Source organism: Halobaculum roseum, from assembly GCF_019880245.1.
GTDB classification, from domain to species: domain Archaea; phylum Halobacteriota; class Halobacteria; order Halobacteriales; family Haloferacaceae; genus Halobaculum; species Halobaculum roseum.
The window spans coordinates 58,268-80,991 of sequence record NZ_CP082288.1; the positions used below are offsets into that span (position 1 = coordinate 58,268).

General features: G+C 68.8%; 16 protein-coding genes. 12 read left to right on the forward strand and 4 right to left on the reverse strand.

The window, feature by feature from the left end:
• The first annotated feature begins 2 nt into the window (after positions 1 to 2).
• Entirely contained in the window at positions 3 to 263 is a 261-nt protein-coding gene (locus tag K6T36_RS16725) for a hypothetical protein (RefSeq protein ID WP_225935266.1), read from the forward strand.
• 41 nt (positions 264 to 304) lie between these two features.
• Here K6T36_RS16725 and K6T36_RS16730 read toward each other — a convergent pair whose 3' ends face one another.
• The 3 genes from K6T36_RS16730 to K6T36_RS16740 all read right to left on the reverse strand — a co-directional run bounded on the left by K6T36_RS16730 (position 305) and on the right by K6T36_RS16740 (position 1,601).
• Complete coding sequence (locus tag K6T36_RS16730; protein ID WP_222923868.1) at positions 305 to 565, reverse strand: hypothetical protein; 261 nt, start codon at positions 563 to 565, stop codon at positions 305 to 307.
• A 69-nt stretch (positions 566 to 634) separates the two neighbouring features.
• Positions 635 to 1,033, reverse strand: coding sequence for a DUF5518 domain-containing protein (locus K6T36_RS16735; RefSeq protein ID WP_222923869.1), 399 nt, complete (start codon positions 1,031 to 1,033; stop codon positions 635 to 637).
• 118 nt (positions 1,034 to 1,151) lie between these two features.
• Positions 1,152 to 1,601, reverse strand: a complete 450-nt coding sequence (locus K6T36_RS16740) for a hypothetical protein (protein WP_222923870.1) — start codon at positions 1,599 to 1,601, stop codon at positions 1,152 to 1,154.
• A 288-nt stretch (positions 1,602 to 1,889) separates the two neighbouring features.
• Between K6T36_RS16740 and K6T36_RS16745 the strand changes: the two genes are divergently transcribed.
• The 11 genes from K6T36_RS16745 to K6T36_RS16795 all read left to right on the forward strand — a co-directional run bounded on the left by K6T36_RS16745 (position 1,890) and on the right by K6T36_RS16795 (position 19,471).
• A complete protein-coding gene (locus K6T36_RS16745; RefSeq protein WP_222923871.1) occupies positions 1,890 to 3,806 on the forward strand; it encodes a hypothetical protein in 1,917 nt (638 codons plus the stop codon).
• Positions 3,807 to 3,828: 22 nt separating this feature from the next.
• Entirely contained in the window at positions 3,829 to 5,466 is a 1,638-nt protein-coding gene (locus K6T36_RS16750; protein ID WP_222923872.1) for an FtsZ/tubulin family protein, read from the forward strand.
• A 3-nt stretch (positions 5,467 to 5,469) separates the two neighbouring features.
• Positions 5,470 to 7,002: a hypothetical protein gene (locus K6T36_RS16755; protein ID WP_222923873.1), complete on the forward strand. Its 1,533-nt coding sequence runs from the start codon at positions 5,470 to 5,472 to the stop codon at positions 7,000 to 7,002.
• A gap of 81 nt (positions 7,003 to 7,083) precedes the next feature.
• Complete coding sequence (locus tag K6T36_RS16760; protein WP_222923874.1) at positions 7,084 to 8,247, forward strand: FtsZ/tubulin family protein; 1,164 nt, start codon at positions 7,084 to 7,086, stop codon at positions 8,245 to 8,247.
• Complete coding sequence (locus K6T36_RS16765) at positions 8,244 to 8,531, forward strand: hypothetical protein (RefSeq protein WP_222923875.1); 288 nt, start codon at positions 8,244 to 8,246, stop codon at positions 8,529 to 8,531. Before K6T36_RS16760 ends, K6T36_RS16765 begins: the two co-directional genes overlap by 4 nt.
• A gap of 1 nt (position 8,532) precedes the next feature.
• Positions 8,533 to 9,576, forward strand: coding sequence for a hypothetical protein (locus K6T36_RS16770; RefSeq protein WP_222923876.1), 1,044 nt, complete (start codon positions 8,533 to 8,535; stop codon positions 9,574 to 9,576).
• On the forward strand, positions 9,573 to 11,657 hold the full coding sequence (locus K6T36_RS16775; RefSeq protein WP_222923877.1) for a hypothetical protein: 2,085 nt from the start codon (positions 9,573 to 9,575) through the stop codon (positions 11,655 to 11,657). The genes K6T36_RS16770 and K6T36_RS16775 overlap by 4 nt, the downstream gene beginning before the upstream one ends.
• The gene (locus K6T36_RS16780; RefSeq protein ID WP_222923878.1) at positions 11,657 to 12,856 is read left to right on the forward strand and encodes an FtsZ/tubulin family protein; all 1,200 of its coding nucleotides are present in this window, start codon (positions 11,657 to 11,659) and stop codon (positions 12,854 to 12,856) included. Before K6T36_RS16775 ends, K6T36_RS16780 begins: the two co-directional genes overlap by 1 nt.
• A gap of 5 nt (positions 12,857 to 12,861) precedes the next feature.
• Positions 12,862 to 15,735, forward strand: coding sequence for a carboxypeptidase regulatory-like domain-containing protein (locus tag K6T36_RS16785; RefSeq protein ID WP_222923879.1), 2,874 nt, complete (start codon positions 12,862 to 12,864; stop codon positions 15,733 to 15,735).
• A 2-nt stretch (positions 15,736 to 15,737) separates the two neighbouring features.
• Positions 15,738 to 16,739 (forward strand): hypothetical protein, encoded by a 1,002-nt coding sequence (locus K6T36_RS16790; protein WP_222923880.1) that lies wholly within the window; start codon positions 15,738 to 15,740, stop codon positions 16,737 to 16,739.
• Positions 16,736 to 19,471 (forward strand): COG1361 family protein, encoded by a 2,736-nt coding sequence (locus tag K6T36_RS16795; RefSeq protein WP_222923881.1) that lies wholly within the window; start codon positions 16,736 to 16,738, stop codon positions 19,469 to 19,471. Before K6T36_RS16790 ends, K6T36_RS16795 begins: the two co-directional genes overlap by 4 nt.
• Before the next feature lie 238 nt (positions 19,472 to 19,709).
• On the opposite strand, the gene K6T36_RS16800 is transcribed toward K6T36_RS16795, so the two are convergent.
• On the reverse strand, positions 19,710 to 22,724 hold the full coding sequence (locus tag K6T36_RS16800) for a hypothetical protein (RefSeq protein WP_222923882.1): 3,015 nt from the start codon (positions 22,722 to 22,724) through the stop codon (positions 19,710 to 19,712).

A 22,724-nucleotide genomic window follows, 5' to 3' on the forward strand; every position in this document is an offset into this window, starting at 1 on the left:
CGATGCGCGAGGACGCCTCCGCCGCGGACGACGACGCGCCGGCCGTCGAGCCGGCGTCGCCGGCGCCGACGTTCCTGCTCTCGCGCGTGATCATCACTTGGGCGGAACTGGTCGTCGTCGGCTTCGTCGGCGCGGCGCTCGGGGGCGCGGCGTCGGGCCCGCCACAGCTGGTCGTGTACCTGGCGACGGTCTTGGCGTCGGTGGCGGTGGTGCTGTACAACGTCGACCGGCTCGTGGCCGCCCGTCTCGCGGCGACGACGTAGCCGGACGACACGCGAAACGGATCGCGGGACGGCCCCCGCGCTCACTCTGAGGCGTCCGTCGACGCGTCGCTCCCGGCTTCAGGGCCGTTCGTCGACTCGTCGATCCCGTCGCGGGTCGCGATCGCGAATAGAAGCAGTGCGCTCGGGAGGAACACGAGCGAGCCGGCCGCGGTCACCACGTCGTCGTTGACCATCCCGTACCCGACGCCGCCGACGGTCGCGGCGAGCGCCACGACCGCCGGGACGAGAAGCCGACTCCGGAGCGCGTTCCCGACCCGCGTTCGTACGATCGACCGTAGCATCGCTTGCTGTTCGTAGCGTCCGGATCCCCCTTGGCGTTGTCGCCGCGAAACGGTGTCCGCCCGTGGGTGTCAGCGCGTCGTCGTCGTTCCGGTCGCCTCCGGCTCGCGCCGTTCCTTCATCCAGCCGCCGAGTGCGCCCGCGGCGGCCCCGGGGATCGCCTGGGCGATCAACGCTGTGACGCCGGCGACCAGCGTGATCGCCGCCGTAACGAGCCCCGCCGCCAGCGACTGCAGCACGAGCAACACCGCGAGCAACGCGACCGCGCCGATGACGGTCGCGAGTCCGCCGTGGATCGCCCCGGGGGTAACCCCCGAGACCATGTACCCGGCGACGAAGCCGCCGATCAGCCCCGGCGCCGCGAGCAGCAACGCCGAACTCCCCGACAGCGGCGTTACGAACGACAGCACGATACTCAACCCGAGCGCGACCGCGAAACCTGTCAGCACTGCGTACCAGTCTATCTTCATACGAGACGAGTACGCAGATCGGCCGGTTAGTTCGGCTGTCCTTATGAACACAGTAAGTTATCGCGTTTTCTGCAGGTTTGTCCACCGCAGCGTCGACACGACGTCCGTAGCCGGGATTTCAGACTGGTGGAGACCCGAGTTCGCCACGGTCGACGGCGAGCTCGTATTCGATGTCGTCGTAGCCGTAGTACACGCGGTCGATCGTCGCGTCGGACGGGAACTCCGCGATCGCGGTGACACACCGCGCACGAGCGCCGGGTCTGATCTCGATCTTCGCGTACCAGTGCGGCGGGAGCCAGTCGACGGCCTGTGACCCCCCGATCCCGACTCCCATGGAGTCGTCGGTGGCGTATTGGTATCGCTCCTCGTCGAGGACGTCGTGTTCGTCGTACCACCACTCGACCGGCTCGTCGCCGACGTTCTCCACCTCGAAGAACAGCACCGTCGCGGTGGCGGGCTCCTCGTCGTCGAACAGCCCGCCGTCGGTCGACTCGACATCGTCGGCGACCCCGACGAGACGGACGTCGAACTCGTCGGTGATCGCACGGTTGACCGGACTGCTACTCATGGGTCTCCTCCGCCCACGCCGTCGACACGCTGACACGGAAACTGGCTGGCATCGCCGGAGGGTGTACCCGGGGTGACATAACGTTCACCCCGGATCGCCGGGCGATCGCACGGCGGTCTCGTATCTCGGCAACTACCCCATGAGAGATCCGGTAGTACACGCCTACTCGGTGGAAATTCGAGCGATATCGACAGGACAGTCGGGTACCGATCGGTTTCCTCTCAACTCTCAGATCCGAAAAATACGGTCAACTGTTTTATACGTGTGCCCGTGTGTGGCTGGTAGTACATGTCTAGAACCGCGCACGGGCAAACGGTCGCGTGGGGGGCGGCAGGGATCCCCCTCGTGATCGCGCTCGTGCAGACGTTGTTGGCGCTGTTCGGCTACACGTCGAACTCGGCGGGGCTCACGCCCATCGCGGATCCGGTGTTGTCGATCCCCGTGCTGTTCGAAGCGGCGGTGGTGTTCAAGGACAGTTCGGCTGTCGTGATGGGGCTGTTCCTGCTCATCGCGCTGGCGTGGGCGGCCCAGGGCGGCGCGATGTTGCTCGTCGAGCACCGCGAGGCCGCCTACGGGGCGGCCACGCTCTCGTCGGTGCTGTTCTTCGCGCTGTTCTTCGGCGTGTACGCGCCGCTGACCTCGGCCGACGTCCCGCTCGTCCAGTTCGCCGCGTTCTACGCCGTTCCCGTATGTGCGGCCGCCCTCCAGTTGTTCGCGGTCGCGACGTACCCGTGGAACGAGGTGGTGCTCGAGGAGACCGGGGACGACCTCGGGCGTCTGGAGGCCGATCTAGCGAACAAGCGGTCGGCGTTCGACACCGCCTTCGACGCCCGCTTCGAGGGACTCGAGACGCTCTCGAACGTTGCCCCCGGCGGTGTTCGCGATGTCCGCGAGGGAGCCGAGGAGTTCCGTACACGTCTGGACGGGATCGACGACGACATCGCCGAGGTACGAACGATGTCCGACGGCGAGGCCGCGCAGGCGGCCCGCGCCGGCGTCGAATCCGAGATCGACGGCCTCGATCCCGAGGCCCGGATCGAGGAGCTCACAGACCGGCTCCGTCAGGCGCTCGCCAGCGGGATCCGAACCGAGTACGGGGAGTTCGTCGTCCGCTCCGAGTACGGCGAACGCTACCGAACGGTCAACCTCCCCACCAAACACCGTGAGGTGTCGATCCCGGGCGGCGCGGACGCGGTCCACCTCGATCACGTCGACGAGGAACTGGAGTCGCTGACGCGGTCGGCCGACTCGTTCGGCGCCGTCGCCGCGGCCGTCGAGGCGGTCGACGAACACCGTCAGCGCGTCCGCGCGCACGTTAGCGAGCGCGAGGCGCCCGTCGTCGAGGCGATCTCGACCGCGGAGTCCCGGCTCGATACGCTGGACGACCAGATCGAGGCGGTGGACGTTCCCTTCCGCGATCGGATCGACGAGGTGTTGGTCGCCGGACGCGACCCGGACCTCGCCGGCGCACGCGACGTGCAGTCGGATCTCGACCGCGCGCGCGAAGCGTTGCACGATTGCCAGTTCGACGACGCGCTCTCGGTCGCCGAGGACGCCGCCGAGCGGGCGGCGATGCTCGTGACGACGGCGGAACTGTTGTCGACGCTGGAGGCGACGATCGACGCCCGTCATGCCACCGTGTCGATCCCGACGGAGACCCCCGACGAATACATCGAGGCGATCGTTCCCGCCATCCGGGCCGGCTACGACGGCGTCGACGCGACCCTCGACGCCGGCGGCGGCCGGATCACGTTCACCTACGACGGCGTCGCGGACGGGACGGTTCCGGCCACCGATGTGGCGGCCGCGGGCGACACCTCCTCGGACGACGCCGGCGACCCGGCCGGTACATCGAACCAGCCCGATGCGGTCGAGACGGGATCGGGCCGGGAGTCGGTTCGCGTCGCGCCGCCGGAGGAGGTCGTCGACGGCGTGTTGTACGCGTTCCGCGAGTTCGAGCGCGTCGCCGAGGGCGACGACCGGATCGTCCAGTTCCGGCTGGAGGATCTCCCCGACTCGGTCGCGACCCGGGACGTGCTCGTCAACGTCGAGCGGTTCGCCGGTCGACAGTCCGACCTGTTCGAGGCCGTCGACCTCCAGAGCCCCGAGCCGCCGGGGTTCATCGAGTTCACCCCGGCCGAGGGCGAGTCGATCGAGCGATCCATGTCGGCGGCGCACCGGCGCTTCCGCGAAAAGTACACGTAACCGCATCCATAGAGACTACAAAATGACCGAATCCTGCGAGATCTGTTTTACCGCACCGGCGGACTGGGAGGAGGATAGCATCGAGGAACACGTTCTGAACGCCCACGGCGACGCGCAGCCGTCGGTGCGAGCCATCTACGGCGACCGGTTCGCTCACCTGTTCGAGGAGGGTACGGGCGAGGACGGCGACGGAGCCGGCGGAGCGGACGCCCCCGACGCCCCCGCCGGCGGCGACGCCCCGACGGATCTGGGCGGCGCCGAGGACCTGGGGCCGGTGTCGATGGACGACGACGGCGAGATGTACGGCCGCAAGTGGTTCCTCATCGGGATCGGCGGCGCCGGCAACAACATCGTCGACGCCGTGTTGATGCGTCGCGACACCCTCGCGCGCAACCACGAGGACCGCGCCCGCATCTGGCAGGGCGGGCTCGCGGGCTACGGCCTGCTCAACACCAACATCGCGGAGTTGGAGCAGACCTACTACACGAAGGAGCTGAAGGAGTACTCCCGCAACGACCTGCTGTCGAACTCGATCATCGGGTTCGGCAAGCACGGCTACAGCGGGATGGGGTACCGCTGGAGCAACGGCGCGAAGGTGGCGGCGGCCGACTTCGCCGACGGGAGCAATCCCTTCCGCGACCGCTGGGACATGACGAGCCAGGACATCCGCGACGCGCAGGCGGTGATGCTCGTCCACAGCGTCACGAAGGGGACCGGCTGCGGGGCGACGCCGGTCATCGCCGAGAAGCTCCGCGAGGAGGTCCAGGAGTCGGGACTCGTAATCGACCAGGCGATCCTCAGCTCCGTCGTCATCCCCTCGGAGGGCGGCCAGCAGTCGGCCGTCGGCGGCCGCGCGAAGACGAACGGCGTGATCGGCCTGTCGCGAATCTCGCGGTCGGCCGACGCGATCATCCCGTTCAACAACGACCACCTGCGCCGTGCGAGCACCGACATCGAGCCGCGTATCGAGGGGATCGACCAGTACAACCCGCCGGAGTTCGCGGACCTCAACAAGCCGCTGGTGGCGTTCCTGGAGGCGTTCACGATGTCGTCGACGCCGCAACTCACCGACCGCGACGCGACGATGAGCATCCGCGGGAGCGTCTTCGACGTGGCCGACAGCTTCCGGCTGGTCGAGGACAAGTATCCGCACGACATGGCGCCCGAGGAGCGCCCGGCGGTCGTGCTCGCGCCGGCGCTGGGCCGGCTTCGATCGGACGACATCTCGCGGTCGAGCCTCGAACTGCTCGCGCGCAACACGCTGTTGCAGAACCGGCTCGCCGACTTCGACCCCTCGACGGCGTGGGGCGGCAACTTCATGATCTACGGGCCGGAGGAGCAGATGTCGGACGTCTCCGAGTTCGTAACCGACGGGACGCTCCAGGAGATCCTCAACGGCGACGAGTTCCTCGACGCCGGCTCGCGTTCTGGCGTCGAGACCGTCGACGTGCAGCTGAACCAGCTCGTCATCCCGTACCTCGACGACGTGTTCATGTGGGGGACTCTGTGGAACCCACGGATGCCGTCGCTGGAGTCGATGTACGAGCACGCCAAGCGCCTGAAGGACGAGGGCCAGAGCGTGCAGGCGGAGGACATCCGCGACGTGTGGAACGAGGTGCAGCCGTTATTCGACTGCCTCGGCCGGTCCAACATGCTGTGACCCATGTCGGGACCACCAATCGCGGCCGTGTTCATGGGCCTGTTCGGCGGCTCGGAGGAACCCGACATCGAGGCGATCGCGGATCGCCTCGGCTCGCGGCCGACCGAGGGCGACGTAAAGCGGACGCTCGGCGAACTCGAGGAGTCGCTTGACCGGCTCGCTGCGGCCGCCGACATCGCCGGCCCCGACGGCCGCGTCGAGAACGACGCTCCGCCCGCCGACAAGGCGCGCGAACTCGCGACGCTGGTCGAGCGTGGACGCCTCAGCATCGATCGGCCCGTCTCGGGAGGGCAGGGCGGGGGCGGCTCAGAGGGCGACGGCGTCGTTGCGACCGTCGCCGACGACGTGTCCCGATCAAAGCGACCGAGCGGCCACCGCGCCGCGTCGCTGCTCGACGCGCTCGCGACCCCGTCGGCGACGGGGGAGGGAGCGGTCCGCGAGGCGCTCTCGGACGCGGTCGACCGGCTCGAGGCGGCCGACGACATCGATCGGGCGATCGAACTCGAGGACCCCGAGCGGACCGCGGGCCGACTGACTGGCGTCGACGACGACCTCGCGGCGGGCGTGGCCCGGATGGCCGAGGCCGCCAGCGACAGCGGCGGCGACGCGGCGGCGACGGAGGCCGAGGACGCGCGCGTCGTCGTCGATCGCGCGCTCGGGCGGATCGACGGCCCACAGCCGCGGCGGGACGCGACGCTGGCCGAGCGGGTCGAACTCCTCGCCGAGGCCGCCGAGGACGCGGACTCGGGTTCCGCCGCCGATGGCGCGCCGGGTTCGGAAGCGGCGCGGCGGGTCCGCGCGAACAACCGCGCCGAGTGCGAGCCGGCACGGGACCTGCTCGACGGCGTCGCCAGCGACGACCCCGAGGAGGTTGCCGACGCGCTTCGCGAGGGCGTCGACGCGCTTAACGAGGCCGCGACCGTCCGGAACCTCACCGCCGACGTCGATGCCGACGACGTCGCCGCCCGGGTTCGGTCGCTCGGGGAGACGGTGTCCGGGATCGACGGCCCCGTCGCGGACGCCATCGGCGACCGCGTCGACCGCCTGGACGCGATGCTGGAGCGCGCCGACGCGAGCAACGCCGTCGTCCCGTACGCGGTCCGCGAGGAGGTCGCCTTCTACGAGCGCGACCTGCTCCCGTTGCTCGAATCGGGGACGGCCGGGGGCGCGGCCGACACGGACGTGACGGCCGCCGACGGTTCCGTGGCCGGAGGTGCGGTTGGTGGGGATGCGACGGGCGACGACGCCGGCACGGCCGTCGGCGATGCCGGCGCGGCGGTCGACGCGCTCGACGAGCGCAGACGGGAGATCCGGTCCCGCTACGTCGACTCGCGAACCGACCACAACCACAGCATCCCGATGTTCTTCCTGTCGTTGACGGAGACGATGGAGGAGCGCGCACGCGAGGCGCTCTCGGCCGGAGAGGAAGGGCGCGCTCAGGGGATCGCCTCGGCGGCCGACGACTTGCTCGACCGAGTCGAGGCACTGTACGAACGCAACGAGTACAGCGTGATGCTTAGACGGCTCCGCGGGTGACCCCCGGTTCCAGTTATCGCAAAGCGTACATGTGACGGTAGAGTTATGTTGGCCTTACCAAAAGTCCGGGTCAGGTAGACAATGCCATATCTCTTTGTCGGCGCCGGTCAGGCGGGGTGTTCGCTGGTGGATGCGGTGTTCGACCACCAGCGTGTCGCCCAGCTGGCCACGCCAGTCGCGTTCAACTCGACGATACGGGACCTCCAAAACCTCTCGAACATCGAACGTGAGGCGTGGTACGGGGTCTCCGAGGGGAGTGGGCTCGTACCCGGCACTACGGCGGGGTTCGAGGAAGAAGTGACCGGCGGGTTCGGCCGGGACCCGGAGAAGGCCGACGCCGCGCTCGCGGGACAGCAGCCACAGTTAGTCGACGCCTACGAGGAGCGGTTCGGCGACGGCACGCCGCCGTTCGCGTTCCTGTTCCTCGGGCTGGGCGGCGGCACCGGGTGCGGGATCGCGCCGCACCTCGCGGAGGCGATCCGCGAGTACGGCGGCTCGTCGACGGACATCATCGCCGTCGCGGTGCTGCCGAACACGGCGGGAACGGTGACCGGCGACGACGGTCCCAGTGCCACCCGCCAGGCGACGAACGCGATCTACGGGCTCGACCGCCTGGAGGAGCACGTCGACGGGGTGATCCTCGTCGACAACCAGCGGCTCGCGTACGAGGACGCCGCGGAGGGGCGGTTCAAAGAGTACAACGACTACGCCGCCTCGGCGATCGTCGACCTCATTTCCGGCCCGATCCTCGAACGGATCAACCCCGGGGAGTACGACGACCTCGACGCGCCCGTGATCGACCTGCAGGACGTTGTCACGTCGCTCACGCTCGACGACGGGGGCGTCGGCTACGCGACGCTCGGGCGGTCGGTCACGATGACGCGTTCGCTTCCCGGCTATCTGCTTCCGTTCGTCGGGCGCAAGTCGGTCGACGGGGCGACGCTCTCGCGACTGGCCGTCTCGAAACGCAGCGTCGAGGACGTGAACCCGACGGACGCGGTCAAGGCGATCGGACAAGTTCGCGCGCCAGCGCCGTACCTCGTCGACGACGACTACCGGATCCAGGTGTCGGTGATCCGTGGGCTGCTCGACTCCTACTGCCCGGAGGTCAACATCGGGATGACGTTGACGAAGCGGAACCTCGCGTCGTTCACGACGCTGTTGACGTTCGCGCGCGAGGACATCTCACGGCTGGCCGAGATCGAGGACCTCGCGGCCGAGCACGCTGCGGGGGTGACGCCGTGAAGGGAGTCGACCGCACGCGCGGGGCGATGCTTCTGATCGCGGTCGGACTCGTCCTGCTGGGCGGCGTGCTCGCGACGACCGGGGTCGCACAGGAGTCCGCCGACGACAGCCAGCCGATTGGCGCGCTCACCGACGAGATCGCCGAGCAGTACGATGAGACGAACACGGCGGTCTCGATGGCGTCGTTCCCGCTCTCGCCGGCCCTGCTCGGCGGCGGCCTCGGCGTCGGGATCGGCGCGATCGGGGGTGCGGTGTTCGCCTATCAAAACCGGGGGATGCGCTGAGATGCCGGGGACGCGATCCAGCGCCGCGCTCGTCGTAGCGGTCGTCACGATCGCGTTGGCGGTCGGTCCCGGCGTCGTCGCCGGCGCGGCGAACCCGGACGCCCCGTGTGCCGGCATCGGCGACAACCAGCTCGTCGCGTACTACGACACCGACGAGCGCGTCGGCGACGCGACCGTCTATCCGGGGACGACGCTGACGCTGTACGTCTGCTCGGGCGACGAACCGGAGCCGTACGACGCGGCGTGGGGATTCGACGCGGACGCGGCACAGGGGATCGAGTCGGTGACCGAGCGTGATTCCAGCGTCGTCGTCACGGTCGCCGCCGGCGTCGACGGTATCGACCCCGCGAGCGCGGTGACACAGAAGTCCGACCTCTCCGGCCCGACGATCGGCGTCCAGAACGGGTACACGACCACGACGACTGTCGACGGCGAGTCGGTAACCCTCCAGTTCGAATCTCAGTCGGACCTTGATGCGTACCGGAACGCGAACGAGGCGTTCGAGACGAGGCGCTCCGAGGCGACGAACGCCTCCGAGACGCTCGCGGCGGCGGCCGAGAACGGGAGCGCGCTCGACACCGACCCGGCGGAGGAGTTGGGGACCGTCGAGGAGGCCAACCTGACGACCGCCGGGCAGCAGCTCGAACGGGCGACGTTCGCCGCCGCCGAGGCGGGAGACGCCGAGGACGCGCGGACGGTGATCGACGCCGTCGGGACGAAGCGTTCGGCCACCCAAGCGACGACGCGCGAGAACCTGAACGCGTATCTCGGCGCCCTCGAACGGCGCGGCGGGAACGCGGCGATGACCGTTCGGCTCGTTCTCGGCGGCGCGCTGCTGGGCGGTCTCATCGTCGGTGGGGGGGTCGGCTACCTCCTCGCCCGTCGAACGCTGAAGAAGATCGAGATCGACCGCGGCGTCTCGACGGCGACGCAGTACAGCCCGAAGCAGATCGCAGTGCCGCTGGCCATCGGCGTCGTCGCGCTCGCCGTCGCGGCGGTCGGCGCTGTCCTCGGCGGCGGCGACCTCCTGGCGGTGATTCTATGAAGAGACAGTACAAGGCAGCACTCGGAATCGGTGGAATCGTTCTCGCGACCGCGCTCGTGGGCCTGCTCTCGTTCCTCTATTTCGGCTCACAGATCGGCGTGTACGTCATCGGCGTGGGCGCGCCCCTCGCCGTCGTGGCGTCGATCGGCCTGTACGTTCGCGGCGTACTCACGCGTGACAACACGAGTCAGGGCGACTTCGTGCAGGAAGCCGCCCGCTCGGCCGCGGAGGCGTTCCGCGACGAACTGACGACGTACAACCGACTCAAGGCCGAACACGACCGGTGGGACCCCGGCGAACTCGAGACGCGGGCACGCCAGATCGCCGACGACTTCGGGGACGCCGGCGTCTCCGTCGACGTCGCCGCGGCGACGATCTCGGTCGATTCGCCCGGCCGCGTGCAGGAGTTCGACAAGCTGCAGGCGGACGTGAGCGCGTTCGCCGACGACCGCGACGAGTCGTTCGCGGCGTTCGGGCGCTCACAGATCGAACACGCCCGGCAGGGCGCGCGCTCGGTCGACGAGTCCGTGCTCGACGGCGACGGCGTGCCGGTCTCGACGGTGCCGGACGACGTTCCGGACGGCGCCGCCCCCGAGGAGACCGAGCGGGTCCTCTCGAAGGCGCGCGAGGAGGCCGCCGACGTGTTCGAGGACGCGGTCGACCGCATCGAATCGACCGTCGACGAGTACGACGGCGACGCCGCGCGGATCGAGTCCCATCTCGAAACTGCGCGCGCAGCCATCGACGACGCCGACTGGGACGCCGCCAGCGCCGCCATCGACGACGCCCAGGGCGACGCCGAGTCGGAGGTGAGCGCGGCGTTCACCGCCGACCGCGACAGCATCGACAAGCTCCTCTCGACGATCGACTCCGTCGACGTCGACCGCTACGCGGCCGACGACGACCTGCGGACGTTCGATGAGGCGCGCGAGACGCTCTCGGGCATCGACTCGGCGCTCGCGAGCGACGAGTTGGACGCCGTCGGCGAGGACGTCCGCCGGGCGGCGACGAGCGTCGTGGCGACCCTCGAGACGGAACTGGAGACGAACGTCGAGGTGATCAGGGACGCGGACGTGCCGGTCGGCTTCTACACGGCGCCGCCGGCGGTGGCGACCGACTACGAGGCGCGGCTCCGCGAGGCCGACGGCCTCGACGCGTTCCGCGAGGAGTGGCTCGCGGCGGCCGCCGACCTGACGGAGGCGGTCGACGCGGCCGAGTCGAAGGCCTCCGTGGCCGACTCCTACGGCATGGTCGAAGAGCGGATCGCCGACGGGGTTCGGACGGAGGGACGCGTAACCGGCGACGATCTGCCGGTCCGTGACGCGACGCCGTTCCTCGAGTTGTACGCCGAGGCGAACGACGGCGTCGAGTTCGACTCGTCGGTGCCCGCGATCGCCGCCGAGGGCGGCGGCGAGTCGTACGACGTGACCGCCACCGCGCAGTTGGCGACCTCGACCGGGGAGGAGCACGATCTGACGATCGAACTCTCCGGCGACGGCGTCTCCGAGCGCGAGACGGCGAGCACGTTCGTCGCCACGGAGGCGACGTTCGACGAGGTCCCCTACGGCGAGTACACGGTGAGCGCGAGCACGCCGACAGAGAGCTTCGCCGACGCGGAAGCGACGCTGCAGGTCTCAGACAACGAGTCCGTCGAACTCGTGCTCGAGGAGATCGGACTCCGCGAGCGCGTCTGCGGCGACGACACCGATGACGTGCGGAGCCAGCTCCCGACGGTGGCGCCCAAGTTGGAGGAGGGATTCGCCGCCGACGAGTACCTCACGCCCGACTCGGACATTCCCGTCGCGGCGGAGTACGTCCCCTGTCTCCTCGTTCTGTGGGCCGAGGAGGAAGGACACGAGGCGACGCTCGATGACGGGCGCGTTCTCGTGTACGACCACGACCAGTTCCGGTCGCGACTGGACACGATCACGACCCACAACCTGAGTGACGGCGAAACGATGACATACGACGAAATGCGGCGGAAGTTCCTCTCGGTACCGGCCTCCGACGACCTCATTCGCACGACGCTGCGCGAGCTCGACGCCGACGTCGCCGCCGACGAGACGGGGGTGAGCGCCTGATGTCCCGGGCGGACACGTTCACCCGCTGGGGCGTCGTCTCCTCGGGCGAGGGTGGCGGCCGGATCGCGGCCGAACTGCTCGCGCGCGAGGAGAACCCCGGCATCGACGACCGGATCGCGCTGTTGAACACGAACCGCGCGGACATCCTGAACACCATCGAGCGGGCGTCGCTCGACGACACCTCCGAGTACACGACGGTGTTCGGCTCCAAGCGCGGCGTCGGGAACAACTTCATCGCGGGCGAGCAGTGTGCACGCGAGGACATCGACCTCATCGTCGGCGACATCCAGGAGCGGATGACCGGCGCCGACGCGTTCATGCACATGACGACGCTCGGCGGCGGGACCGGAAACGGGTCGATCCCGTACCTGATCGAACAGCTGTCCGGCGGGTCGGACGCGTCGAACCTCCGGCCGTGGATGGACAGTGTCGTCCACGTCGCGTTGGCGGCGTGGCCCTACTACGACGAGCCAGCACAGCGGCAGTTCAACGCCCTGATGGGGCTGTCACGCCTCCTGATGCGACGCGACGGCCAGCAGAACGCCGACATGGTCTTGTTGGCGAGCAACTCCCACCTCGACGGCGACGGGGGGCAGGGCAGCTACGACGCGGTGAACGACAAGATCGTCACCGCGATCGACCTCTTCATCAGCGCCGGCCGCGAGGCCCGCGGCGTCATCGACGTGGAGGACTACGTCGCCCAGCCGTCGAACATCGGCGCGTACCACTTCACGCCCGCGGTCGCGACCGGCCTCAACGGGCGGATGCTCGAGTACGAACTGATGTTCGACCGCGCGGCCGAACAGACGTTCGTCCCGATGGACGTGACGACGGCGCGTGCGGCGTACGCGGTCGTTCGCGCGCCCGAACAACTCATCGAGTCGGGGGACATCACCGAGACCGGCGTCCAGTCGGCCTTCGGGGAGTGGAAGCGCGACAACGACATCGGCGGCGCCGTCGGGATGACGACGCTGACGCCGAAGCGGACCCGCGGCAACGACGTGGACGTGCTGGTGTTGCTCGGCGGCTTCGACCTGAACCCGCTGCTCGACCACTCCCGGGACGCCTTCGAGACGCACAAGCAGAACGTCGAGGCCGCACGTCAGCTAGGGAACGCACCCGAGGACTCCATCTCGGAGGCGCACGTCGCCGACCTCACGGAGAACCTCGAACGCTACGTGTCCATCAACGCGAGGTGACCGAGATGGGAACCAGCACACTCCAGTCGGTGCTCGTCGCGCTCCTCGCGCTCGTGCTCGTCGCCGGACCGGCGACGGCGGCCGTGACGGCCGTCGCTCCCGCCTCCGACACGGCCGAAGGGCTAACGACCTCGGGGACGGTGATGGCGCCCGGTGACCTGAATCAGACTGGCTCCGGAACGCTTGAGTTCGAACTCGACGCAAACGAATTTAACGACAGCAAATCGGCGGTGAAGATCAAGATCGAATCGGACGGTGGAGATGATACGTTGACCACAACCGCAGAAAATCCGGAAGCGGACGACGTGTACCGCTACCGCGTCGCTTCAGGTGAACTCCCCGACTTCTCGCTAACGAACACCACGATTAGGGTGTCGATTGTTGATGGCGAAGAACTTCTCAACGAGACAGGTGTCGACCTCCGGCACCTCGACATTGCAGACGAGAGCGCGTCTTTCAACGACAGGGGACGACTCACCCTAAATACGACGGACGACACCGCCGGGATCGACGGGTCGTTCCACCTCAATGCGACTGCCGACGGCGACGATCGAACCGCGACGCTCTCGGCGACGCTCGAGAACGGCACCGTCACGATCGACCGAAACGACGCGTTCAAACGGCTGCTGGCTCCGCCGGCAACCCTGACGTTCGCGGCGACTGACGGGGGTCCGTCGATCACGGGCGACACCGGCGTGACGCTCGCTGACGTCGCCCCCGACGCGACCGTCCTCGTGTCGCCGGGACGCGTGACGGTGCAGTCGCCGCTGTTGGTCGCCGACACTGAATACGGTGTGTACCTCAACACGACCGACCCGGACGGCGAGTACGCGGAGACGACGACCGCGGAGGGGACTGACGGCGTCACGTCGGTGACCGTCGAGAACGAGTACGTCGCCGGCACCGACAGCGTCGCCGTCGAGGTCTCGACGGACGGCTCGTCGGTTCTGTCGCAAACCCACGACCCCAGCGGCGCCGTTTCCGCGGCCGTCGCCCAGGGGAACCGTAGCGTGACGCTCGAGGACGAATCGTTCGAAGGCGACGAACTCTCGTTCGTCCTCCTGTCCACGTCGAGCGAGGTCAGCGTACTGAGCAATGCATCGGTCGACGGCGCGACGCTCTCGCTGGCCGGACTCCCGGACGAATCGGAACTGAACCCGGAAGGATCATACCGGATGGTCGTCGCGTTCGCTGATGCGCCGTCGACGACCGTCAGCGTCGGCGAGGGCAGTGAGCTGTCGGCGCTTCAACCGGCGACCGAGTCACAGAACGACATGAACGGGAGTGCGAACGGATCGTCCGGGAACGAGTCTTCTCTGGTTCCCTCCACTGTTGGAGGGATTCCATCCAGACAAATAGGGATCGGACTAGGTGTCGGAGTCCTTGTGCTAGGCATGTTGGGGCTCGGCTACGCCGTCGGTCAGATAGGCGGCGGCTCGGGCTCCGGCTCGTCGACGGCGACACAGCGGACGCGGGACGTCCGCGTTCGGATCACCGACGGGTTCGCGAACGAGCGGCTCTCGGATGAGGTGTACCTGACGGCGCGCCCGACCGGGCAGTCATCGGCGTCGACGAGCGGCGTGAACCACGACGGCGGCGGTCGAGAAGAGGCCGTCGACGGCGGGGTCGTTACATGGACGCTCAACGCCGAGCCGTACGAGTTCACCGCCTCCTACAACGGCACCACCGTCACCGAGACGGCGGAGTTGCTCGACGAGAAACTGACGCTCAGCTTCCAACCCGTGAGCAAACACGTCAGCGTCATCGACGAGACGGGGGAGCCGGTGGAGGGTGCGACCGTGACCGCCGAGTTCGACGGCGAGCGGATCTCCGAGACGACCGACGCCAACGGGCGGGCGTCGCTGACGCTCCCGGTGACCGCCTCCTCCGTGGAGGTGACCGCGACACACGACCGATACGAGCCCGACTCCCGCAGGGTGAACGACCCGAACGACCTCCCGTCGGAGCTGCGGGTCGTCGGTAAGACCGGCACACTCAGGCTCGAAACCGCCATCGGCGGGGAGCCGACTGACGCGGTAAATGTCAGCCTCGACACCGACGACGAGTGGCTACGCGAACGGCTCCAGGAATCGAGCCCGACCGACGAGGGCGACGACGCGGTCGGCCTTCCGGCGGGCGAGTACACGCTCGTCGGCTCGGTCGACGGCGCCCCGTTCGAGGACGTTCGATCGCGGGTCACCGTCCCCGAGGACGACACCACGTCCGTCACGCTGGACGTGCCCTTCGAATACGAGTTATCGGCGACACAGCGGGAATCGCTGGAGGCGTTGCGCCGCGAGGCGGACGACCTCCTGCCGGGCGGGCGGCTCGACTCCGCCATCCACGGCTACTACGCCAGCGTCGCGCAGTCGCTGGCCGACGCCGTCGAACGGGTTCCCGAGTCGGGAACCCGCTTCGCGGAGACCGGCGTCGAACCCGACCCGGTCGTCGACGCGACGTTGTCCGCGGGTCGCGGCTGCGTCGAGGGCGTCGACAACGCGATGAACACGAAACACAACGTCGACCTCTTCAGCGCGTGCGCCGACATGCGCGAGGCCTCCGAGGAGTGGCGGGCCGACTACGACCTCGACGACCTCTTCGAGCTGGCAGCGGCCGACCGCGTGAGCCAGCGAGCCGAACTAAAATCGAAGCTCTCGGAGGCGGAATCGACCGTCGAGGACAACCGCGGCGAGGTCAACGTCATCTCGCCCGCGGGCGACGTCCTCGAGGAACTACAGGCGTACGAAAGCGAGACGAGGGAGTCGGACGAGGTGCGCAACGCTGCGTTCGTCTTCGCCGTCGCCGGGTTCGCAGAGGCGGTCTCGGAACTGTTCGAACACCCGCGGCTGCTCGACCGACTCAACAGGACGATGTACTGACGATGCTATCCAATCACTCTACCCCACCGATCGCAACGATCGCCGTGTGTCTCCTGCTCGTCGTCGGCACGGTGCCCGTCGGGGCGGCCCAGACGGACGCCGAGACGGCCGACGAGTTCCTCGCGGAACTGCGGCAGTACGAGGACTCGCCGGCGCTGTCGACGTACAGTGAGTTCGAGGTGATGCGCGGACAGGCGGTCACGGACGTACAGACCGGCGAGTTCACCGAGGCCGACCGCGAACGTATGGCCGCGGTCGTGGCCGTCCTCGACGAGTTCACCGCGGCCTACGGCGCCGCACAGAACGACAGCAGCGCCGAGAGCCTCGACCAAGCCGACGCCACCGCGGAGGCCATCGATCGGCTCGAGGCGGCCGGCGGCGACAACTACGCGACGTTAGCGCGCCTCGGTCTCGAACGCTTCTACCGCCAGCGCGGCGAGGCGCTGTACGAGCGATCGCGCGAGGCGACAGACACGTCCGAGGAACTCGCCGCCCTTGAGAGCGCCGCGGCTGCGTTCGAGGCTGCCGGCGCGAGCGACCGGTACTCGACGGTCAGCGCCGAGGCGAGTCGCGTTCGGGCGATTTACGAGTCCGACCGCGCGCGGATGGAGTCGTCGATGAGCGCCGCCGGGACGTTCGTCGACGACTGCGGCGACGCGTGTGGTTCCCCCGTCGCGGCGATAACCGCGCTTGGTCCGGGCGTGTTCGGCACGTACACCGACGCGCGCTCGGCGAACAGTGACGCGGCCGTCGCCGCACAGTTGGCCGAGAAACACGGGCTCTCCGCCGAGAGCGAACGCGCGAACACGCTCGCGACCGCGACCAACGACGCGTTGTTCTCGCTGTCGGTCGCGGCGACCGTTCTCGCGCTCGTGTACGCGCTCCTCGTCGGCCTCGTCGCCGCCGCCTTCGGCTGGCGGATCGCGACGTGGGCCGAGGACGTGGACGGCTCGAAGGTGGGACGGATCGTCCCGCGCGACCCTGTGGAGGTGTCGGGCCAATGAGCCGGACGACGACCGCCGTGCGGCTGTTCGCGGTCGCGTTCGCCGTCGTCGTCGCGCTCGGCGCGGCGACGCCGGCTATCGCTGCCAACGTGACTGTCGAGAAGGACGCGGCGCTCACGGACCAGACGGTGAGCGACGAGCTGTCGTTCACGTTCACGGCCGACGCTAACGATACCGTGGATGCGACCGACGAGATCACTCGCGCGAACGGGAACGTCGTCTTCGAGTTCGACTCGTGGGAGCAAGTAGGCGGAACTGACTCAGGAAGCTCCAGTTCCTGGGAAGTCACCGCTGGTGAGGAGTACGAGGTCACCTACGAAGTAGTCGTCACCGGGGATGTCGCGGACGACACCTACTCGGGAACGGCCGAAGTAGAAGGAAACAGTGTCTACGCATCCGAGCCGCTGGAAGTGGATGTCAGGTTACTGTACCCCGAGTTCGGAACCCCGGACACCGGTGATCCGACGCTGGTATTCGACGATCCCAACAGCCAGTCGCAATCGACGACCTTCGACGTGAGTGTCCCGAACGACGGCGAGGGTGCGATGGTGATCTCCGAGGCGACGTTCTCGAACGTCCCGGACGGATTCTCCGTCGAAACCGAGTCGCTCCCCGACACGATCGACGGGTTCGGAGATGGGGACGTGGAGATACAAGTAACCGCGGACGACGACGTTACTGCGGGATCGTACAGCTTCACTATGACACTGGAGGACAACCTCCAGAGTACCCAAAACCGGGATGTAACCGTCTCCGTCGACGTGGCGAAGCCGCCGATCGCCTCGGTACCCGACGACGAGGTGAACGTCGGCGACGTGCTCGTCGGCTCCTCAAGCACGGTCGACTTCCAGATCGAGGAGATCGCAGGCAACGACGGCATCGACGGGCTCGATGTCGAGATCATCGGCGCGGAGACGGACGGCAGCGTCTCCTTCGACGGGCTCCAGTACGCCACCACGAGCCCGGGCGGCAGCGATACCGTCTCGGTGACGATGAACGCGCGAGACACCGCGGACCAACACGATGAACTGGAGTGGGACGTCCGGGTGACGCCGGAGGCGCAGGACGCGCCAAGCTACACGTTCACCGTCACCGGGCGGGTGATCTACCCCGCGAACCTCGAGGAGGTCGAAGCGTCCGACACGGACATCCCGTTCGACGAACCCAAGTCCTCGACGTCGACGTTCCAAGCGAGCGAGGAGGTCGGCATCGTCAACTCGGGCGACCTGGAGATGAACGTCGTGAGCGCCGAGGCGGAGATGGTGCAGGGCGGCGAGTACATCACCGCCGACGTCTCGAGCGTCCCGAACACCGTCGAGGGACTCTCGACCGGCTCGGCGACGCTCTCTCTGGCGGCCGACGACGACACGCCTGAGGGGGAATACGACGTAGAGATAACCGTGCAGACGGAGGACGCCGGCACACAGACGATCACGCGGACGGTGACGATCGCGCAGGAACCCGAGCTGTCGGTGTCCGAGTCTGTCACGTACGGCGACGTGACGATCACCGAGAACCGCACACAGACGATCGACGTGGCCGAGCGACTCGGCTTCGAGTCGATCGAGAACCTGCAGGTCGAGAAGGTCGACGGCCCGGACCGCTGGCTCACGGTGGTCAGCCAGCCCAGCGGCACCGTCGAGGCGGGCGAGGTGCGGCCGATGGTCGTCGCCCTGCAGTTCGATACGCAGGCGGAGCTGTACCAGCAGTACCGCTGGCGGTTCCGTATCTCCGGCGACGGCGTCGAGACGCAGACGATCACCGTGACCGCGGCGGCGAAGCCGTACAGCTTCGACCGTATCACCGAGCCCCTCGGCGAGTACGACTCCGAGGAACAGTGGAAACGCGACACGGCAACGCCGATGAACGACATGCTCCTGTCGATGGAGGAGCGCCTCCGCGGCGACGACGAGGTCCCCGGCTCCGACCTGTCGCGGGGGCTGGCTGCGGGACGGGCGACGCTGTTGTTCGTCGACTCGCTGGACGCCGCCCGGGCTGCACAGGAGAACGGGAGCTACGCGCAGGCACAGCGCTCGCTCGCCAGGGCGGCCGTCGCCCGTGACCTGATGCGGCAGTACGCCGACTCGCTCGAACAGCCCGAACTTCGGTCGACCGCACAGGGCGGGGTCGCGGCGGCCGATTCGGCGTTCGAGGCCACCGTCTCCACCCAGCGTGAGCACTACAGCGAGGTCGCCGAGGCGAACGAGACCGCGATCGAATCCGCGGAGGCGCACCGATCGCTGATGCAGCTTGCCGACTACACGGACGACGAGGAAGCCGAGCAGCGACACCAGTCCGGCTACGAGGACGCGTCGGCGCGCTACCGGTCGCTCGTCGACGATGCCGCGAGCGACCGCGCGACGGCCGACTCCGCGTACGCAGCGTACCGATCGAACGCCACGCTCGTGCTCGCCGGCTACCCGCTCGTCTTCAACCCGGCGCGCGCGGACACCGTACTCGAACGCATCGACCGGATCAACGGTCGCTATGACGACTCCGTCGAGGGCTTCGAGGCGGCCGGCGCCAGCGACGAGGCGAGCACTACGGCTGACCGGGCGTCGACAGTGGAGGGGCGGCTGACGATCAGTCGCTACGGGCTCTTCGGGGCGATCGGGACCTACGCGCTCGTCGTCGTGCTCGTGCTGGTCCGCGTCGCCTTCCGCACGTACGCGTACGTGCAGGACGCCGAGGCGGCCACGACCGGCGAGTTCCTCCCGCGGACGTCCACGTGAGGAACTCCCGGCTGTCCCGTCTCAGCCGACACAAGAGCCCGAATGCCGACGGGGCCGTCACTGTTCTGTCGGTGAATTTCGTTTCGCTGGGTCCGGTCCGTACGCACTCTTAGAGTCGACCAACGGTATCTGGTACAGGAGACGACCACAGATGCCACACACAGGAGTCGGATGAAAACTGGCCCGAGCGCGTTGACCGCGGTCGGTTTCGGCTGCTACTCGGTTGCGCCCCCGTGGATCACTCGTACTGCGTCGAGAGTCGGGACGGCAATCGGGAGTCGTCCGTCTCGACGTCGAGGGTCCAGTCGTCGGACGCGACGGCCGCCTCCTCGTCGGCGACCGCCGAGACGGTCGCGCGAGTGGCGGCCTCGCCGGCGGAGATCTCGGCGTCGACGACGACCTCGTCGCCCGATTCGACGCCCTCGAGATCGACTAGGTAGCGGATCGACGACTCCGGATCGATCGTCTCGCCGTCGTCGCCGTCGGCGTACATCGCCTTCTCGACGTGCGGCCCGTCCGCGTCGATCGAGACGCCGCCGACCGGCCGCGATCCGTCGTTCGTGACCGAGAGGAACACCGACCCGAAGCCGCGCTCGACGCGCGAGTCGGGCTCGACCTCGACGGTCAGGTCGTCCACGCGGTCGCCGTCCCCGGCCACGACCGAATCGTGAACGACGAGGGTGTTGACCTGCTGGACCTCGCCGTTCGTCGATCGGCCGTCGGTCCGGCGGGCACGAACGAACGCCTTCGCAACGTCGTCGCGGAGCGTGTACGGCGTGGCGACCGTGGCATGTGCCGGCGAATCGGGAGTCACCTCCGCGTCGATCTGCTCCGACGGCTCGCCGCCGACGACGGCCTCCTCGACCTCCCACGTTCCCTCGTCGCTCTCGACGGTCACCGAGAGCTCGCCGCCGTCGCCGCCGGCGGACTGCCCCCATGCGATCACCGCGACCAGCCCGCCGTCATCGACCGCGAGTTCGGTCGCGGGAACCGACGTGGTTCGTCCCTCGTGTTCGAGTTCGACTCGCGGGAGCGACAGCGTGGACTCCAGCGGCACGTGGTATCGGGTGCCGACCGCCCGCCCGTTCGCGCGGACCTTCAGTCGCTGGGCGTAGGCACCGTCGTCCGTTCGAAGCTCGAACTCGACGGGTTCGGCCGACTCGTTCGACACCACCAACCGCTCCTCGAACACGACGCCCCGCCTGGGGTCCGCCGACGGGAACTGCCGGTCCATGGAGACGGGGACGGATCCGCCGCCGCGATCCGACCGCGGACCGGCGGCCGTCCCGGTCGACGATCCGGACACGCCCCGATCGGTGCTGCCGCCGCCAGCTCGGTTCGCGACGCCTCCGCCGGTGTCGTCCTGAAGCAGCGAACACCGGTTCAGCGAGAGCCGTTCGGAGACGCGCCCGCCGCTCGTTTCGACCGTCACGGAGCGCTCGCCGGAGGAGGCGACCGGGAGCGCGAGCCGATAGGCGCCGTTCGCTGGGATCGACACCGGCATCGAGAACGAGCCGTTCCCGTCGGGAACGCCGTCGATCGTGACCTCGTCGTCGACGGCGACGGGCGTGTCGTTGTGCAGCGTCACCGAGAGGAAGCCGTCGGACTCGGCTTCGATCTCGATCCCCGTCGGCGTCGCGGGAACGCTCGTCTCGGCCTCCAGGGGGTCGACGCCGTCCGCCCGAACACGAACCGCGCCGCTGGGGAGGTCCTGCTCGAACGGAACTCGCTCGGACTCCCCCGGATCGAGCGTCCCGACCGGCGTTTCGCCGACGGTCACGCCCGTCACGCTCGTTTCCCCGTCGTTCTCCACGTCGATCGCCGCCGACAGCACGCCGTCCTCGACGCCGTGGAGGACCGATTCGACGTGGAGCGCGGTGGTCTCCTCCTGGACCTCGAGGGTCTTCTCGGTCGACGCCTCGCCGACGGCGGCGGCGACCGTCACCTCGTCGGCCGACAGCGCCTGCAGCGAGACGCGCCGACGCTGGGTCGCGCCGGCGTCGATCGTGGCGGACACGGTCGAGGAGGCGACGTCGGCGCCCTCGGCCTCGACGGTCGCGTCGACCTCGACGGCGCGGTCGCCCTCGTTCGTGAACGCGAGCACGACGGTCGGGTCGGCTGGCCGAAGCGACTCCGACTCGACGCGGACGCCGACCGACTCGTCGGCCCGTCCGACCGCCGCGTACACCGTCGCAGTCCCGCTTCCGACCGTACACACGAGGTCCAGCGACGGGGTCGCCGCGATCGGCGTGCCGCTGACCCCGTCCATCGGGTGACGGTTGCCGTCGGCGTCGACCGCGAAGTCGCTGCCGGCGACGCGGGCCGCCAGCCCGGCGACGCCGGCGTCCGCCAGCCAGGAGACGTCGCCGTCGATCCCCCACAGTTGCTCGTCACCCTCGTAGCCGACGAGTTGGCCGTCCTTCAGGGAGACGACCGCACGCCCGGGAAGCAGCCCGACGTCCGTGACTGCGCCCGACAGCGTCTGCTCGTCGAGCTGATCGCCCGAGGAATCGAGCACCGTCAGGAACGACCACGAGGCGACCGCGAGCCTGCCGTCCGCGGCCGCGACCGCCGGCGACTCGGCGACCTCGGCATGTGGTTGGTCGAACCGGCCCGCCTCGATGCCGGTCCGGCCTTCGATGACGACGAACTCGCCGTCGCCGGTTCTGACGTATACCCGATCGGCATCGGGGTCGGCGTCGACCGACCGGCCGTCCGCGATGTCGACGCCCCACACTCGGCTCCCCGCGTGCGAGAACGCCTCGAGTTCCGTGTCGCCGAGTGCGTACACCCTGTCCGCGACGGCGACGTCGACCACGTCGTCCCTGCGGGCGACCCGGCGACGGTCGCCCGACGTGATGAGCGAGATCCGGCCGTCGGCGGTCGCGACCGCGATGGCGCCGGAGCCGGCGTCGGCGGCCGCGACCTCCGGCATGTCGAAGGCGTCCACCTGCACGTACCGTTCGGGGACCTCAGCCTCGTCGGCATCCGGGCCGAACTCGTCGTCGGCGTCGTCCGACGCATCATCGGAGTCAGGCGGTGTCGTCGTTTCCGTCGCTTCCGCCGGGTCGGCCGGTTCCGCCGTCGTCGCTTCGCTCGCTGTTTCCGCCGTTGCCGCCGCTTCCGACTCGTCGACGGCTGCCTCGTTCGTCGGCTCGTCCCGGCCGTCGTCCGGTCGGTCGCCCCACTCGTCGGAGTCAGGGTCCGCCGAGGCGTCGTCCCACTCCTCCGGGTTCGAGCCGGCGTCGTCCAC

Excerpts from the sequence above, each read along its gene's own strand:
- K6T36_RS16795 (WP_222923881.1), top strand. The coding sequence starts at position 16,736 with ATGAGCCGGACGACGACCGCCGTGCGGCTGTTCGCGGTCGCGTTCGCC.
- K6T36_RS16790 (WP_222923880.1), top strand. The coding sequence starts at position 15,738 with ATGCTATCCAATCACTCTACCCCACCGATCGCAACGATCGCCGTGTGT.
- K6T36_RS16740 (WP_222923870.1), bottom strand. The coding sequence starts at position 1,601 with ATGAGTAGCAGTCCGGTCAACCGTGCGATCACCGACGAGTTCGACGTC.
- K6T36_RS16760 (WP_222923874.1), top strand. The coding sequence starts at position 7,084 with ATGCCATATCTCTTTGTCGGCGCCGGTCAGGCGGGGTGTTCGCTGGTG.
- K6T36_RS16735 (WP_222923869.1), bottom strand. The coding sequence starts at position 1,033 with ATGAAGATAGACTGGTACGCAGTGCTGACAGGTTTCGCGGTCGCGCTC.
- K6T36_RS16725 (WP_225935266.1), top strand. The coding sequence starts at position 3 with ATGCGCGAGGACGCCTCCGCCGCGGACGACGACGCGCCGGCCGTCGAG.
- K6T36_RS16780 (WP_222923878.1), top strand. The coding sequence starts at position 11,657 with ATGTCCCGGGCGGACACGTTCACCCGCTGGGGCGTCGTCTCCTCGGGC.
- K6T36_RS16770 (WP_222923876.1), top strand. The coding sequence starts at position 8,533 with ATGCCGGGGACGCGATCCAGCGCCGCGCTCGTCGTAGCGGTCGTCACG.
- K6T36_RS16785 (WP_222923879.1), top strand. The coding sequence starts at position 12,862 with ATGGGAACCAGCACACTCCAGTCGGTGCTCGTCGCGCTCCTCGCGCTC.
- K6T36_RS16775 (WP_222923877.1), top strand. The coding sequence starts at position 9,573 with ATGAAGAGACAGTACAAGGCAGCACTCGGAATCGGTGGAATCGTTCTC.
- K6T36_RS16750 (WP_222923872.1), top strand. The coding sequence starts at position 3,829 with ATGACCGAATCCTGCGAGATCTGTTTTACCGCACCGGCGGACTGGGAG.
- K6T36_RS16755 (WP_222923873.1), top strand. The coding sequence starts at position 5,470 with ATGTCGGGACCACCAATCGCGGCCGTGTTCATGGGCCTGTTCGGCGGC.
- K6T36_RS16745 (WP_222923871.1), top strand. The coding sequence starts at position 1,890 with ATGTCTAGAACCGCGCACGGGCAAACGGTCGCGTGGGGGGCGGCAGGG.
- K6T36_RS16730 (WP_222923868.1), bottom strand. The coding sequence starts at position 565 with ATGCTACGGTCGATCGTACGAACGCGGGTCGGGAACGCGCTCCGGAGT.